General features: G+C 69.5%; 15 protein-coding genes and 1 pseudogene. 7 read left to right on the top strand and 9 right to left on the bottom strand.

Translation table 11 applies throughout. The features are described 5' to 3' along the window. Positions 1-136: pseudogene (locus ACLNEE_RS14590) on the top strand (photosystem II D2 protein (photosystem q(a) protein)); the annotation flags it as partial. A 117-nt stretch (positions 137-253) separates the two neighbouring features. Here ACLNEE_RS14590 and ACLNEE_RS14585 read toward each other — a convergent pair. Then, the gene (locus ACLNEE_RS14585) at positions 254-1168 is read right to left on the bottom strand and encodes an aspartyl/asparaginyl beta-hydroxylase domain-containing protein (protein WP_411424488.1); all 915 of its coding nucleotides are present in this window, start codon (positions 1166-1168) and stop codon (positions 254-256) included. A 458-nt stretch (positions 1169-1626) separates the two neighbouring features. On the opposite strand from ACLNEE_RS14585, the gene ACLNEE_RS14580 reads away from it, so the two are divergent. Continuing rightward, positions 1627-3075, top strand: a complete 1449-nt coding sequence (locus ACLNEE_RS14580; protein ID WP_411424490.1) for an iron uptake porin — start codon at positions 1627-1629, stop codon at positions 3073-3075. Between the two features lie 257 nt (positions 3076-3332). Next, on the top strand, positions 3333-3983 hold the full coding sequence (locus tag ACLNEE_RS14575) for a J domain-containing protein (protein WP_411424491.1): 651 nt from the start codon (positions 3333-3335) through the stop codon (positions 3981-3983). 11 nt (positions 3984-3994) lie between these two features. Here the strand turns inward: ACLNEE_RS14575 and ACLNEE_RS14570 are convergent, their stop codons facing one another. Beyond that, the gene (locus ACLNEE_RS14570; protein WP_411424492.1) at positions 3995-4237 is read right to left on the bottom strand and encodes an NAD(P)H-quinone oxidoreductase subunit O; all 243 of its coding nucleotides are present in this window, start codon (positions 4235-4237) and stop codon (positions 3995-3997) included. Positions 4238-4351: 114 nt separating this feature from the next. On the opposite strand from ACLNEE_RS14570, the gene ACLNEE_RS14565 reads away from it, so the two are divergent. After that, complete coding sequence (locus ACLNEE_RS14565) at positions 4352-5287, top strand: TIGR01777 family oxidoreductase (protein WP_411424493.1); 936 nt, start codon at positions 4352-4354, stop codon at positions 5285-5287. On the opposite strand, the gene ACLNEE_RS14560 is transcribed toward ACLNEE_RS14565, so the two are convergent. The 4 genes from ACLNEE_RS14560 to ACLNEE_RS14545 form a co-directional block, all read right to left on the bottom strand. Beyond that, positions 5223-5501 carry a hypothetical protein gene (locus ACLNEE_RS14560; protein ID WP_411424494.1) on the bottom strand — a complete coding sequence of 93 codons (279 nt, stop codon included), beginning with the start codon at positions 5499-5501 and terminating at the stop codon, positions 5223-5225. The two genes, ACLNEE_RS14565 and ACLNEE_RS14560, sit on opposite strands and share 65 nt — an antisense overlap. Further along, positions 5494-6693 (bottom strand): lipid-A-disaccharide synthase-related protein, encoded by a 1200-nt coding sequence (locus ACLNEE_RS14555; RefSeq protein ID WP_411424495.1) that lies wholly within the window; start codon positions 6691-6693, stop codon positions 5494-5496. Before ACLNEE_RS14555 ends, ACLNEE_RS14560 begins: the two co-directional genes overlap by 8 nt. Positions 6694-6712: 19 nt before the next feature. Then, positions 6713-7165: a hypothetical protein gene (locus tag ACLNEE_RS14550; protein ID WP_412007265.1), complete on the bottom strand. Its 453-nt coding sequence runs from the start codon at positions 7163-7165 to the stop codon at positions 6713-6715. Positions 7166-7270: 105 nt separating this feature from the next. Continuing rightward, positions 7271-7666 (bottom strand): iron-sulfur cluster assembly accessory protein, encoded by a 396-nt coding sequence (locus ACLNEE_RS14545; protein WP_411424707.1) that lies wholly within the window; start codon positions 7664-7666, stop codon positions 7271-7273. A gap of 94 nt (positions 7667-7760) precedes the next feature. Between ACLNEE_RS14545 and zds the strand changes: the two genes are divergently transcribed. The 3 genes from zds to ACLNEE_RS14530 all read left to right on the top strand — a co-directional run bounded on the left by zds (position 7761) and on the right by ACLNEE_RS14530 (position 10308). Next, positions 7761-9266 carry a 9,9'-di-cis-zeta-carotene desaturase gene (gene zds / locus ACLNEE_RS14540; RefSeq protein WP_411424708.1) on the top strand — a complete coding sequence of 502 codons (1506 nt, stop codon included), beginning with the start codon at positions 7761-7763 and terminating at the stop codon, positions 9264-9266. A gap of 108 nt (positions 9267-9374) precedes the next feature. Then, positions 9375-9818 carry an SRPBCC family protein gene (locus tag ACLNEE_RS14535; protein ID WP_411424709.1) on the top strand — a complete coding sequence of 148 codons (444 nt, stop codon included), beginning with the start codon at positions 9375-9377 and terminating at the stop codon, positions 9816-9818. Continuing rightward, positions 9778-10308 (top strand): hypothetical protein, encoded by a 531-nt coding sequence (locus ACLNEE_RS14530; protein ID WP_412007264.1) that lies wholly within the window; start codon positions 9778-9780, stop codon positions 10306-10308. The genes ACLNEE_RS14535 and ACLNEE_RS14530 overlap by 41 nt, the downstream gene beginning before the upstream one ends. Here the strand turns inward: ACLNEE_RS14530 and ACLNEE_RS14525 are convergent. From ACLNEE_RS14525 to ACLNEE_RS14515, 3 genes are read right to left on the bottom strand one after another with little or no spacing between them, the layout of a single operon-like run. Continuing rightward, positions 10292-11107: a uroporphyrinogen-III synthase gene (locus tag ACLNEE_RS14525; RefSeq protein WP_411423859.1), complete on the bottom strand. Its 816-nt coding sequence runs from the start codon at positions 11105-11107 to the stop codon at positions 10292-10294. The two genes, ACLNEE_RS14530 and ACLNEE_RS14525, sit on opposite strands and share 17 nt — an antisense overlap. Positions 11108-11110: 3 nt before the next feature. Further along, positions 11111-12319 carry a glycosyltransferase gene (locus ACLNEE_RS14520; RefSeq protein ID WP_412007263.1) on the bottom strand — a complete coding sequence of 403 codons (1209 nt, stop codon included), beginning with the start codon at positions 12317-12319 and terminating at the stop codon, positions 11111-11113. Between the two features lie 25 nt (positions 12320-12344). After that, a complete protein-coding gene (locus tag ACLNEE_RS14515) occupies positions 12345-13964 on the bottom strand; it encodes a glycoside hydrolase family 3 N-terminal domain-containing protein (protein ID WP_411423861.1) in 1620 nt (539 codons plus the stop codon). Positions 13965-13990 lie beyond the last annotated feature (26 nt).

Below are 13990 nucleotides of genomic sequence, written 5' to 3'. Positions count from 1 at the left end.
CCCCGAATTCGAGACCTTCTACACGAAGAACATCCTTCTGAACGAAGGCCTCCGCGCCTGGATGGCCCCGGCTGACCAGCCGCACGAAAACTTCGTCTTCCCTGAAGAGGTCCTGCCCCGCGGCAACGCTCTCTGAGTTTCTCGGCCTCGTCGCTTGAGCCATCAGGCCACCCAGCGCCCCCGAGGGGGCGCTTTTTCATGGCAGGTGGTTCCGGGTTGGGGTCGTGCGCCGGCGGCGGGCTGGGGCTCTCTCTCAGCTGGGCGGGCCGCTGAACCGCCTCCAGAAGCTGCGCTCGGCGGCCTGCTGGTTCTGGTTGGCCTCCCGCAGGAACGGCGCCAGCGCGGCCAGGTTGAGGATCCAGTTGTTCAGCACCGAGACCGGCCAGCGCAGCGGCCTGGCGAAATCCACGAACAGCACCACCCGGTAGCCGTCGGTGTCGTTCCAGACCTGGTGGTTGTAGGTGTCGTCGAAGACCAGGCAGCGGCCTTCCTCCCAGGTGTGGATCTGGTCGGCGATGCGGATGCGGCACTGCTCCCGCGGTTCCGGCACGATCAGCGCGAGGTGCAGCCGCAGCACGCCGGCCCAGGCCCCTCGGTGGGGGGGGATGTGCTTGTGGGGGGACAGGATCGAGAAGAAGGCGGTGCTGCAGCCCGGGATGGTCGCCAGGAGCTGCATGGTGCGCGGGCAGCGCCGGGCGTTCTCGCGGCAATCCATCCCGACGCCCTTGAGGAAGAAGGTCTTCCACTGGTCGTCCTTCTGAATCTTGCCGACCTGGGGAAGGATCTGCTGGAAGTTCGGCATCGCCTCGCGATGCTGCAGCACCATCTCGAGTTCCTCCCGTACCCCCTGCCACTCCCGCTCCACCTGGGTGATCCAGCCGAAGCGGTCGGCATGGAACACCGGCAGGTCACCGTGAAGGGAGGCCCGGCAGATCAGCCATTCGAGGCGGTCATGCAGGCAGCGTTTCAGCCGTGTGCGACGGGAGCGGGCCGGAAAGGTCCAGTGGCGGCGGCTGAGATCGGCTTCGGGCACCCCGGACCCGGTGCGGTCCCGTCGCCGCCCCTCCTGCCGGCGCTGCTTGGTTCTGCTGCTGCCGCCCATGTGCTGTCCACTGCTCTGCGCAAGCACCGCGCTGAAGGCGGTGCGCTGGCCCGGCAGGCTACCCATCGCGGTGGCGCGGTCTTCCCCGATCGCAACTCCTGACCCGATCAACTCCTGAGGATGGTTCTGGTTATGGTGTCGGAGTCGTGTCAACAGTGGCGTGGTCAGCGGTCTCGGATCGCCGGCCGGAAACGTCGCCGGTTGACGTCATCCCCAAAGGAGGAGGTGCCCGTGAGTTCCAGTTGTTTCACCAAGGGTCTGCTGATCGCGGAGAACGCCGGCTGATTACGGCGCCTCAACCCTGATCAAACGGTTCCGCATCCCGGCGGACCCGGCGAGAGCCCCCGACACCCAGGAAGTTCCTGGATGTCGGGGGCATCGTTCTGAGGGGGCCTTCTGAAGGGGCCTGAACGGGCCGGCCTGGCCGGGCCATTGTGATCTCTGGCACACCGAGGGCTGTCAACGGCTGACGCGGCCACCAAGATCAGGGCGCGGCGCATTGCGCCCTTTTGTGTGAGGACCCCATGAAACTTTTCCAGCAACTGCTGGTCGCCCCTGCTGCGCTCGGACTGCTGGCCCCCGTGGCCGCGACCGCTTCCGAGCTCAACATGGACGGCGTCAACCAGTACGCCTCCCAGGAGCAAGTCACCAGCATCTCCCAGTTCTCGGACGTGCAGCCGACTGACTGGGCCTACCAGGCGCTCTCCAACCTGATCGAGCGCTACGGCTGCGTGGCCGGCTATCCCGACGGCACCTACCGCGGCCAGAAGGCCATGACCCGCTTTGAAGCGGCCGCCCTGCTCAACGCCTGTCTCGACCGCGTCACCGAGGTGACCGACGAGCTCAAGCGCCTGATGGCCGAGTTCGAGAAGGAACTCGCCATCCTCAAGGGCCGTGTGGATGGCCTCGAGGCCAAGGTCGGCGAACTGGAGGCTAACCAGTTCTCCACCACCACCAAGCTCAAGGGTATCGCCACCATGGTGTTCGGCGGAGCCGGTGATACCGGTTTCGGCGACGAGTTCACGGGCAACTATGACGTTCGCCTGATGTTCGACACCAGCTTCACTGGCAAGGACCTGCTGCGCACCACCCTGCGCGCCGGCAACTTCGCCAACTCGGTGTTCGGCAACGGCAACACCGCCCTCGAAGTGGCCTTCCAGGAGCGGAGCGGTGCTGATTCCGTCGGCATCAACCGCCTCTTCTACCAGTTCCCCGTCGGCGAGAACTTCACCGCCACCGTGGGTGCCAAGGTCCGTCAGGACGACATGCTGGCCATGTGGCCCAGCGCCTACCCGGCTGACACTATCCTCGACCTGTTCACCTACGCCGGTGCCCGGGCCACCTACAGCCTGAACAACGGCGCCGGTGTCGGCCTGTGGTATCAGAAGGACGGCTTCAGCGTCAGCGTCAACTACGTCTCCAACGAGATCGCCGCTGAGAACTCCAACATCGGTATGGGTGAGGACTACACCATCACCGGTCAGATCGGCTACGCCGCTCAGAACTGGGGTGCTGCCTTCGCCTACACCTACGCCGATTTCACCAACATCGGCTTCAACTCCTCGAACAACATCGGCCTGAGCGCCTACTGGCAGCCTTCTGATGCTGGTTGGGTCCCCGGCATCAGCGCCGGCTTCGGCTACACCGATGACCTCAGCACCACCCCTGGTGATGACGAGGCTTGGAGCTGGATGGTGGGTCTGCAGTGGGCCGACATGTTCGTCAAGGGCAACGCCCTCGGCATGGCTATCGGTTCCGCTGGTGCTGACAACTCCGGCAAGTGTGGTGACCTCGGTACGATCTGTACCGGTGGCATCTGGACCAACAATGGCGACGAGACCCTGGCTTACGAGCTGTGGTACAAGTTCCAGGTCACCGACAACATCAGCGTGACCCCCGCGTTCTTCTGGATCGAGAACGACGGTGCTGATGACACCTACGGCGGTCTGGTCAAGACCACCTTCAAGTTCTGATCAGCAAGGTCTGATCAGCTGATCGGAGTCGGGCCTGGTTCCTCACACACCCAGGCCCTCTCTTCATCCTCGATGTCTTGCATCGCGCCTTCGGCGCCGACGCTTCTCACACCGTTCCTCCAGCGACCCCGGCCTCGGCCGGGGTTTTCTGTTGTCCGTGCCTCTGTCTGTGCCGCGGCGCGATCGCGTAATTTGAGCCTCTGGTGAGCTGACGCATTCGGGAGGTCCCGCCGCTGGCTTCTGCCGATCCCTACACGGTGCTCGGGGTCTCCCCCCAGGCCAGTGGTGCGGAGATCAAGGCTGCCTACCGCGCCCTGGTCAAGCAGCACCACCCCGATGCCGGGGGGGACGACACCACGATCCTGGCCCTGAATGCGGCCTGGGAGGTGCTGGGAGACGCGGAACGGCGCCGCCGTCACGACAGCCATGCGGCCTCGGCCGCCCCCGCTGAGGCCTCCCCTGCCGCCGCCACCGTGGTGACGCGGCCCGTCGCCCGGGCGGCCGAGAGCGAGCCCGCCGTGCAGCAGTGGCTGCGCCAGGTGTACGCCCCGATCGATCGCCTGCTGGCCCAGGTGATCAATCCGTTTGCTGCCCAACTCAAGGCCCTGGCCGCCGACCCCTACGACGACCGGCTGATGGAAGCCTTCTGTGGCTTCCTCGAGCAGAGCCAGGCTCGGGTGGCGCGGGGAGAAACGCTCTACCGCTCATGGCCCTGCCCACCGGGCCTGCAGGCCTTCTCCCTGGACCTCTACCACTGCCTGAGTCTGGTCAAGGACGCCCTGATCGACCTGGAGCGCTACACCATGGGGTACGTGGACTCCTATCTGCGCGATGGTCGCGAGCTCCTGCGCAAGGCGAGGGCGCACCGCCTTCAGCTGCAGCAGGAGAACCGACGCCTGAGGATCTGAGCGGGTCCGACTCAGTCGGGGTAGGCCTCAAGCAGGTTCAGGGGCAGCCACACGTCCGGCACGGGGCGTCGCCAGCGCAGCTGGGCATAGGCACCCCGAATCAGCAGCACTTCCCCAGGCCCCTCGAAGATGTAGGCGGGTGGCTGGGGATCGCTTGCACTGGCTTCCAGGCTGCTGGCATAGGCCGCGCGATCGACACGCACCAGAGCGCCTTTCTTCAGCGCTGGCTGGGCGGGGGTGGGCGTCTCGGCCATGACACAGGAGGAGCTGGCGGAAGGCTAGGGCGCCTGCGCCGTTTCCAGGCCGGCTGGGCAGCCCTGCTGCGACCGCTTCGCCCTAGCCTCCTCGGTCAGGCGGGGATCAACAGGGTGCGACTGCTGCTTTTGGGCTGCTCGGGTTTTGTGGGCCGGGAACTCGTGCCCTTCCTGCTCGAACTCGGCCATGAGATCACCCTGGTCAGCCGGCAGCGGCAACCCTTCGCCGCCCTCGTCAGCGAGCGCTTCGCCTGCCTGCAGCTGGATCCCTCCGATCCGGCCAGCTGGGACAATCTGGGGCTGCTGGAGGCCCTGGCCGCCGCCGAGGGGGTCGTCAATCTCGCCGGGGAACCGATCGCCGAGAAGCGCTGGACGGCGGCCCACCGTCAGCTGCTGATGGAGAGCCGGATCGCCACCACCCGCCATCTGGTGGAGGCGATGGCCCGGCTGGAGCATCCCCCCCAGGTGCTGGTGAATGCCTCGGCGGTTGGCTACTACGGCACCAGTCTCACCGCCGAGTTCATCGAGCAGAGCCCTGGCGGCGAGGACTACCTCGCGGAGATCTGCCGGCGCTGGGAGGCGGCTGCGGCCGCACGGCCGCCGTCCTGCCGGCTGGTGATCCTTCGCATCGGCATCGTGCTGGGTGCCGACGGCGGCGCGCTGGGCAAGATGCTGCCGGTGTTCCGCCTGGGCTTCGGCGGGCCGGTGGGGAGTGGTCGCCAGTGGATGAGCTGGATCCATCGCCACGATCTGTGCCGCCTGGTGGCCACGGCCCTCGAGGATCCCCGTTTCCAGGGGACTTACAACGCCGTCGCCCCCGAGCCCACCACGATGGGCGGCTTCGCCGCCGCCCTCGGCCAGGCGATGGGGCGCCCGAGTCTGCTGCCGGTGCCGGCCCCGATCCTGCAGCTGCTGCTCGGCGACGGGGCCCAGGTGGTGCTCGAGGGTCAGCGCGTCCGGCCCGGGCGGCTGCTGGCCCAGGGATTCAGCTTTCAGTACCCCGAGCTCCCCGCTGCCCTCGCCGCTGCCACCAACCCAGCACTCCACTGACCACGGCCGCCGCCATCAACAGGCCGATGGCGGGGGTGAACAGCGGTTCCCAGAGCCGCTGAAACAGATCGAGGGGAGCCTCCATCTGCTGCGTGTGGCAGACCACGGCGATCAGGAACCACACGGCCCCGGCGATCACGAGGAAGACATTCGCCACGAGCAGGCTGTCGAGAGCTCCCTTCAGGCGCTGCAAGGGGGTGGCGGCGTCAGCCATGGGTTCCGGTCAACAGATCCATGATCGCTGCTGTGAGGCGCTCGCTGCCGCCGGGTGGGCCGATGCGTTCGGCCGCGGTGGCCGCCAGCTGGTCCCGCAGGTCCGTGCCCTTTCGGGGATCCGCCAGTTGCGCGAGCAGGTCATGGGCGAGTGTGGCGCTGCGGCGAAGGGTGGTCTGCCGGTCGGCGCCGCCAGGGGCGCAGAACACGCCGGGGCCCAGCAGACGGCGCTGCGCCTCGGCAAAACCTTCGGTGAACTGGGGGCCATCGCCCACCAGCTGCAGCACCGGCCTGCCGAGGCCCACCGCCTGCTCGGTGGCCGTTCCGGCCATCGCCACCACCAGATCGGCGTTGGCCAGAACCGCGTTGAAGCCCGACCAGACCAGCTCCACGTCCAGGCCATCGCGCCGCAGCCGGTCGTTCCCGGCCCAGTGCCATCCCTGCCGCTCGGCCATGGGGCCGAGCGCCGCGGCATCCAGGGCGGGCACCAGGGCCGCCTGAACGCGCCACCCAGCCCGGAGCGGGCCGGCAGCGGGGAGCAGGGCCAGCAGCTGCAGCATCAGCTCGAGGTTCTGGGCTGCTTCCGGCAGGCGACTGCCCGGGAGCAGCGCCAGCACCTGCCCGCTGGAGGCCGGCCGGGGCGGGCCGAGGGCGGCGTCCAGGAAGGGGTTGCCCAGAAAGGTCACCGGGCGGCGCAGCTGCTGGCTCAGGTCGTGGGCGGTGAGGGCATCGCGGCTCCAGACGGCCAGCACCGAAGGACGGCGGAGCATCCAGCCACAGGGCCAGGGCAGGCGCAGCCTTCCCTCGTAGTGACTCGAGTAGGCCACGAGGTAGACGGCCGAGCGCCGTCCACCCAGCCAGGCCCCCAGGACGGCCACCAGGTCGCCGACGGCGATCACCAGCCGGTGCCGCCGTCGGTGGCGGATCAGCCACAGCAGGCTGCCGAGCACGTGGGCCACCTGACCTTCCAGCAGTTCGCTGAGCTGGCCGCGGAAGCTGGTGAACCCCAGACCGCCGGTGCTGCACTCGCGGGTGCGGCCGAGGATCGGGATGCCGCGCTGGCGGTAGGCCTGGCCATGGCCCACGAGCGGCAGTGCTTCCACGGCGATGCCCCGGGCCATCAGCCCGGCGCCGATCAGGGCGCCACTGAGGTCCTCGCCGTGGCCGTTGCTCAGCAGCAGGACGGAGGCCACCGGAGTCAGCGGGCGGTGGTCAACCGTTGAGCCACGCCTTCACTTTCTGCATGGCGGCCCAGCCCGGCTTGCGCTGCAGCCCATCGGCCATCGCCTCCTGCAGTTCGCCGGCCAGTTCCGGGGCCATCACCATCACCCGTTGCACGATCTCGATGTGCTCCCGGACGCCCTTCGCCCCGGTCTCGAGCATCGCCAGGCTCAGGTTGATGCGTGCCTGGGGATCCTGGGGGTTCAGCCGCACCGCCGTTCGGGCCGACCGCAGGGCCTCCTGGGGCTGGTCGGTGAGCAGCTGCAGCCATGCCAGGCAGGTCCAACCTGCGGACTGGCGCGGGGCCTGGGCGGTGATCGCCTCGAAATCGGCCAGCAGATCCGCCGGGTCAGCCCCTGCGCTGTACCGGCCGATGGCGGCATCGAACAGGGAGGTCTCCGGTGGGGAAGTCTCCGGGGCGTCCCCGGTGGAACTGGCCGACATGGCGGGTGGGCGCACGGTCACGGGCCTACAGATTCCCATGCCACCGGCAGAGCGCGGCAGGCAGCGGCCAGGACGCGGCTCCGTGGCGGATCCGATGGCGGTGCTTCAGACCGCGAAGGAACTCCCGCAACCGCAGGTCTGGCTGGCATTCGGGTTGGTGAAATTGAACCCGCCACCGATCAGGGCGCTGGAGAAATCGAGCTGCATGCCGTAGATGTACAGCAGGCTCTTGGGATCGCAGACCACCTGGAAACTGGGCGCTCCCTCGGGCTCGTAGGTGTACTGCTCATCGTCCGGGCGGATGCCGTCCGGGGAGATGAAGTCCATCGTGTAGCTCATGCCGCTGCAGCCGCCGGATCGCACCCCCACCCGCAGGACCTTGCCCTCCCCCTGCTGAACGATCAGGGCGGCCAGCTGTCGCATCGCCGGTTCGGTGATCAGGATGCCCTTGCCATCCCGGGCGGTGAAGGTGGCAGGTGCGGTTGCGGTTCCCGTGCTCATCGCGTCGGCCAGGTGGGCTGCGCCAACTCTATGGACCTCCAGGCGGAGGTGTCGCATCCATAGAGTCGGACGCACAGCCATGGGAGCAAGCAGGGTGCAGGTCGCCATCGTCGGTGCGGGTCTGGCCGGTCTGGCGGCGGCGGTGGATCTCGTCGATTCCGGCCATCGCGTCGATCTCTACGAGGCCAGGCCGTTCCTGGGCGGCAAGGTGGGCAGCTGGGTGGATGAGGGCGGCAACCACATCGAGATGGGGCTGCACGTGTTCTTCTTCAACTACGCCAACCTCTTCGCCCTGCTGCGCAAGGTGGGGGCGATCGAGAACCTCCTGCCCAAGGACCACACCCATCTGTTCGTGAACACGGGCGGTGACCTGCGCGAGCTGGATTTCCGCTTCCCGATCGGCGCCCCCTTCAACGGCCTCAAGGCCTTCTTCACCACCCCCCAGCTCGACTGGATCGACAAGCTGCGCAACGCCCTGGCCCTGGGCACCAGCCCGATCGTGCGTGGCCTGATCGATTACGAGGGGGCGATGCAGGTGATCCGCGACCTCGATCGCCTCAGCTTCCGGCAGTGGTTCGTCAGCCACGGGGGCAGCGAGCAGAGCATCCGGCGGATGTGGAACCCGATCGCCTATGCCCTCGGCTTCATCGACTGTGAGGCCATCTCGGCCCGCTGCATGCTGACCATCTTCATGATGTTCGCGTCCAAGACCGAAGCCTCCAAGCTCAACCTGCTCAAGGGATCGCCGCACCGCTGGCTCACCGGCCCGATCCTCGCCTACATCGAGCAGCGCGGCGGCAGGCTGCACCTGCGCCACCGCGTCACCGAGGTGCAGTACGAGGAGGGCCCGGCCGCCGCCGATGGCCAGCCCGCCACCCGGGTGAGCGGCCTGAAGCTCGGCACCCCCGAGGGCGACATCCAGGTGCAGGCCGATGCCTACCTGGCCGCCTGCGACGTGCCCGGCATCCAGCGGATGATCCCGGCGGCCTGGCGCCGCTGGGCCCTGTTCGACAACCTCTACAAGCTGGAGGCCGTTCCGGTGGCCACGGTGCAGCTGCGCTACGACGGCTGGGTGACCGAACTGGGCGACTCTGCGGCCGCCCAGGCCGCCCGCGCCGATCTGAGCCGGCCCGCCGGCCTCGACAACCTGCTCTACACCGCCGACGCCGACTTCAGCTGCTTCGCCGATCTGGCCCTGGCCAGCCCGGTCGACTACCGCAAGGAGGGACTCGGCTCGCTGCTGCAGTGCGTGCTCACCCCTGGCGATCCCTGGATCCCGAAGAAGACCGAGGCGATCGTGGCGGCCACCGATGAGCAGGTGCGCCGCCTGTTCCCCTCGGCCCGCAACCTCAGGCTGGTGTGGAGCCATGTCGTCAAGCTGGCCCAGTCCCTCTACCGCGAAGCACCGGGCATGGAGCCCTATCGCCCCAGCCAGCGCACGCCCGTGAGCAACTTCTTTCTTGCCGGCAGCTACACCCGGCAGGACTACATCGACTCCATGGAAGGTGCCACGATGAGTGGCCATCTGGCGGCCGCCGCCATGCTGGACCGTCCTGTCCATCTGGCGGCCAACGCCGCCACCGGCCACTCACGGCCCTGAAGGCGCCAGCGCCACAGCCTGGCCGCCACCGCCTGGCAGCCACAGCCTGGCCCAGTCGACAGGATCCCCCAGGCCAGCCAGGCCCCTAGGCCAACAGCAGGAGAACCCATGGGCCGTTGGCTCGAGCACAGCGTCACCACCCAGATCGCCGCTCCGGTCGACGAGGTCTGGGCGGTCTGGAGTGACCTGGAAGCGATGCCCCGCTGGATGCGCTGGATCGAATCGGTGGTGACCGAGCCGGGCAACCCCGATCTCACCGACTGGACCCTTGCTGCGCAGGGCTTCCGCTTCCACTGGAAGGCGCGTATCACCCAGCGGGTGGAGGCCCAGCAACTGCACTGGGAGTCGGTGGGGGGGCTGCCCACCCGCGGCGGTGTGCGCTTCTATCCCCAGGCCGACGGCACCACGGCGGTGAAGCTCTCGGTCAGCTATGAATTGCCGGGGGTCTTGGCACCGTTGATGGAACCCAGCATCCTGGGGGGCATCGTGACCAAGGAGTTGCAGGCCAACCTTGACCGCTTCCGAGACCTGGTTGAACAACGTCAGAGCTGACAAGCTCCTGGGAGCCCTGCTCCTGGCCCTGGCCGTGACCGGCTGCGGCCCGGGCGAGCCCGATCCCAAGGCCGATCCCAAGGCGGCGGCGCCCCGCCCCGTGGCGGCCCCCGCGCCGGTTCCGCCCCCACCCACCAAGCCGGAGAGCACCGGCCTGACTCTGCTGCCCTCAGCGAATGAGGTGCTGGCCGGGTTCCGGATGGGCCGTGATGATCCCTTCGCGCCCTTCGTGCCGGTCGCGGCCGCAGGGACGACCCGCCCACGCCTCAATCTTCCGGCCGCCTTCCGCTTCAGCGGGGTGATCCGGTCCGCTGGGGCTTCCCAGGCCATCGTCGAATACGGCGGCAACGCCGGTGTCCTCAGTGTGGGCGAACGGGGTGGCCGCAACACCGATCTGCTCCCTTCCGGCTGGAGTGTGGCGGCGATCGATGTGGACCGGGGCCGGCTGACCTTGCGTCAGGGCAAGCAGACCGTCACGGCCGAGCTCTGAGCGCCTGGCCGCAGGCCTCCACCAGCCCCTCGAGGTCGTGGGGGCTCGCTTCGGCATCCACCCGGCCCAGGGCGCTGATGCAGCGCCTGCTGGTCTGGGGACCGATCGAGATCACCGCCACCCTTCCCAGGCGCTCGCGCCAACCCTCCCCGAAGGCCCCCTCCAGCAGCAGGGCGGTGTGACTCACCGTCTTGGCGCTGCTGAATGTGATCGCGTCCAGCCGGTCCTGCTCCAGGGCCGCCAGGGCCGCCGTCGGCAGCCCCTCCGGACAGCGGGTCTCGTAGGCGGCCACCTCGACCACCCGGGCTCCCGCCTCGGCGAAGGCTTCCGCCAGAACGGTCCGGCCGCCGCTCTGCACCCGCGGCAGCAGCAGCCTCAGCCCCCAGCCGGAGACGGGAAAGTGCTCCAGCAGGCTGTCGGCCACGTAATCCGGTGGGATGAAGTCCGCCGGGGCGCCAAGGTCCTCGAGCTGTGCCGCGGTCTTGCGACCCACGGCGGCGATCCGCAGACCCCGTGGTCGCCGGGCCAGGGAGCGGCCCTGCCGCTGCAACCGCCGCTCCACGGCCTCCACGCCGTTGCCGCTCGAGAACACGAGCCAGTGGAAGTCGTCCAGTTCGGCCAGGGCATCATCCAGCGGGCCCCAGGCATCCGGTGGGGTGACCACCAGGGCCGGCAGATCGACCACCTGGGCACCGGCCTGCTCGAACAGCCGGCGCGCTTCCCCCAGCTGGGTCTCGGCCCGGGTCACGCCGACGGTGCGGCCGGCCAGGGGCCGCTCGGGGGGGTGGGGATGGGTCATGGGTCAGTCCTCCAGCTTCACCAGTGACGCGGCCCGTCGGCGCAGATCCTCGGCCTCGGCGGTGCGGCCCTGCTGCTGCAGGAGCCCGATGGCCTGGCGAAAGCCAGCCCGTGCGCCGACGATGTCCCCGCTCATCAGCAGGGCCACCGCCAGGTTCTGATGGGCTTCGGCATGGCCAGGATCGAGGCCGAGGGCCTGGCGGTAGGCGGTGATGGCCCCGGGCAGCTGGCCCTGCCGCCGTTCGATCAGCCCCAGGTTGTACCAGGCCAGCCCCACCTCCGGTGCCGCCTGGATGGCCCCACGGCAGAGGGCGGCCGCCTCGACCAGCTGGCCGCTGTCACACAGGAGCGCGGCCAGGTTCAGCCGGGCTCCGAGGCTGACGCGCGCGGGCAGGCCCAGATCCAGGGCCTGGCGGTAGAGGCCTGCGGCCTGCTGGGGGTGCCGGGGCGCCAGGGCCAGGCCCAGGTGCAGCAGCAGTTCGTAGCGTTCCGGCACGGCCGTGGCGGGACAGTGTTGCAGTCCGCGCTGCAGCAGGGCGATCCCACGGTCGCGGTGGCCTTCGCTCACCTCCAGGCTGCCGAGCTTGGCGCAGGCATAGGGGTCATGGGGATCCCTGGCCAGTTCCTGCTCCATCGCCCGACGCAGCCGGTGCGCCTTGTCTCCTGTGGCCAGCAGCTCGGGCGTGTAGCCGTCATGCACCAGGGCGGGCTCGGCGCAGTCGACGATGCGCCAGCCGGGTTCCTGCTGGATCAGGGCCAGCACGCTGTCATCGATCTGGCTGTGGTACGCCCGGCTCCAGTGGAGTGCCGGATGCCGGCGGAACAGGCGGCTCACGCTGGAATAGGGCGACTGGCGGGCTCCCCGCTCGAAGCGCAGCAGATTGACCAGCAGCACATCCGGCTGCCGCATCCACTCCCGCAGTGGTGCGTGGGCGGATTCGAGCAGCTGTTCATCGGCATCCAGCACCAGCACCCAGTCCCCGCCCACGCGGCGCAGGGCTTCATTGCGGGCGGGGGCGAAGTCACCGGGCCAGGGCATGCTGTGCACGACGGCACCGCAGCGCTTCGCGATCGCCACCGTGTCGTCGGTGGATCCGGTGTCCAGCAGCACCATCTCGTCCACGAAGCCGGCCACCGAAGTCAGGCAGCGCTCGAGCCGAAGCGCCTCGTTGCGCACGATCATCGAGAGGCTCAGCATCGGCGGCGGCTTCACCAGGTCTGCATGCAGGGCAGGGGCCTCAGTCGGTGAAGCCCTCCTGGCCGCCAGTGTGCCCCAGGCCCAGGGCCTCCAGGACGGCCCGCTGGGCCCGGGGCATCTGGCCGGGGCTGTAGGCCGCGGGGATCGGGGCGGGCACCAGGGGCCGCAGCTTCTCCCACACGTATGGGCTGCCGTAGACCGCCAGGGCGGCCAGCCGTCCGGCGCCGACCAGCTGGGCGATGGCCGCCGGCCAGGGCTCATCGCCTCCCGCGGTGCCCCGGAAGGGGTTGCCCCGCACGAACAGCTGCACCAGCACGGGGCCGCTGCCGAGCCGCCCCAGCTCCAGAGGGGCGGCCGGATCGTCGCCCCAGAGCCGGGGCCCCAGCCCATCCACCAGGCACGGCGCCAGTCCGGCCGCCGTGGGTGTGGCCAGGGCAGGCGCGCCGAGGGGCAGGAACGGTGCCTGCAGGGCCGTGTCCAGCCGCACCAGGTTGATGCCCTGACCATGGCTGGCCGGTTCCCAGCGTCGAGGCCGGGCACCGGTGCTGGTTTCCAGGGTCCGCCGGACCAGGGTCTCCTCCAGGGCCCCATCGGCCTGCGGGGCCAGGCGAGGATCGCCGCCGGCCGGTCGCACCCGGTCCAGGGCCGCCCGGCGACGTTCCGCACTGGCCTCCAGCTGCGCCCGCTCCAGCCTGCCGCTGAGCACGGCGGCTTCGATGCCCGCCAGGGCCTGGTGGGCATCGGCCGGCATCAGCACCAGGTCAGCCCCGGCGGCCAGGGCCAGCACGGCAGCCTCTCCGGCGCCGTGGTGGCGGCTGATGGCCTCCATCACCAGCGCATCGGTCACCACCAGGCCCTCGAAGCCCAGGTCCCTGCGCAGCAGATCGGTCAGCACCGCAGCTGAGAGGGTGGCGGGCCGGCTGCCATCGAGGGCGGGCAGCAGCAGGTGGGCGGTCATCACCGCCTCCACCCCCGCGGCCATGGCGCTGCGGAAGGGCGGCAGTTCAATGCGCTCCAATCTGGCCCGGCTGTGGGGCAGGGTCGGCAGTTCCAGGTGGGAATCGGAGCTGGTGTCGCCGTGGCCCGGGAAGTGTTTGGCACAGCCCAGGACACCCTCGGCCTGCAGCCCGCGGCAGAAGGCCGCCGCGAGGGCGGCCACGGTGTCCGGGTTCTCCCCCCAGGCCCGCACGTTGATCACCGGGTTGGCGGGGTTGTTGTTCACATCGCAGACCGGCGCCAGCACCCAGTTCAGACCGAGGCGCCGGGCATCCTGGCCGGTGCAGCGGCCGTAGCGCTCCGCCAGTGTCAGGGCCTCTGCCGGAGCCCGGGCGTGCAGCCGCCCCAGGCCGAGCGGCGGCACCAGCCAGCTGGCCCCCTCAAAGCGTTGCCCCACCCCTTCCTCGACATCGGCGCACAGCAGCAGGGGCTGGCCGGCCCACTCCCGCAGCTGGTCGCAGCGCAGGGCCACTTCGGCGGCGCCGGCGCCCAGCAGAATCACCCCGCCAACCCCCAGCTCCAGCAGCTCCCGCAGCTCGGCATTGGCCAGTTCCCAGCGGGGATAACGCCGCTGGTGGTCGGCCAGATGGCCGCTGGCACGCACGACCAGCAGTTCGGCCACCAGACGCCGCAGGCCCGGATCGGGGGGATGGTCCGTTGCCATGGGGCTCATCGCGTCATGCCGGCTGC

Origin of the sequence: Aphanothece stagnina RSMan2012 (assembly GCF_046764815.1) — a bacterium.
Taxonomy (GTDB): domain Bacteria; phylum Cyanobacteriota; class Cyanobacteriia; order PCC-6307; family Cyanobiaceae; genus NIES-981.
The sequence above is the reverse complement of the archived record's forward strand: the minus strand, read 5'-3'. Positions and strand labels throughout refer to the sequence as shown.

Bases quoted from the DNA above. Each gene is read 5' to 3' on its own strand.
- ACLNEE_RS14585 (WP_411424488.1), bottom strand. From the start codon at position 1,168: ATGGGTAGCCTGCCGGGCCAGCGCACCGCCTTCAGCGCGGTGCTTGCG.
- ACLNEE_RS14580 (WP_411424490.1), top strand. From the start codon at position 1,627: ATGAAACTTTTCCAGCAACTGCTGGTCGCCCCTGCTGCGCTCGGACTG.
- ACLNEE_RS14570 (WP_411424492.1), bottom strand. From the start codon at position 4,237: ATGGCCGAGACGCCCACCCCCGCCCAGCCAGCGCTGAAGAAAGGCGCT.
- ACLNEE_RS14560 (WP_411424494.1), bottom strand. From the start codon at position 5,501: ATGGCTGACGCCGCCACCCCCTTGCAGCGCCTGAAGGGAGCTCTCGAC.
- ACLNEE_RS14550 (WP_412007265.1), bottom strand. From the start codon at position 7,165: ATGTCGGCCAGTTCCACCGGGGACGCCCCGGAGACTTCCCCACCGGAG.
- ACLNEE_RS14545 (WP_411424707.1), bottom strand. From the start codon at position 7,666: ATGAGCACGGGAACCGCAACCGCACCTGCCACCTTCACCGCCCGGGAT.
- ACLNEE_RS14535 (WP_411424709.1), top strand. From the start codon at position 9,375: ATGGGCCGTTGGCTCGAGCACAGCGTCACCACCCAGATCGCCGCTCCG.
- ACLNEE_RS14525 (WP_411423859.1), bottom strand. From the start codon at position 11,107: ATGACCCATCCCCACCCCCCCGAGCGGCCCCTGGCCGGCCGCACCGTC.
- ACLNEE_RS14515 (WP_411423861.1), bottom strand. From the start codon at position 13,964: ATGGCAACGGACCATCCCCCCGATCCGGGCCTGCGGCGTCTGGTGGCC.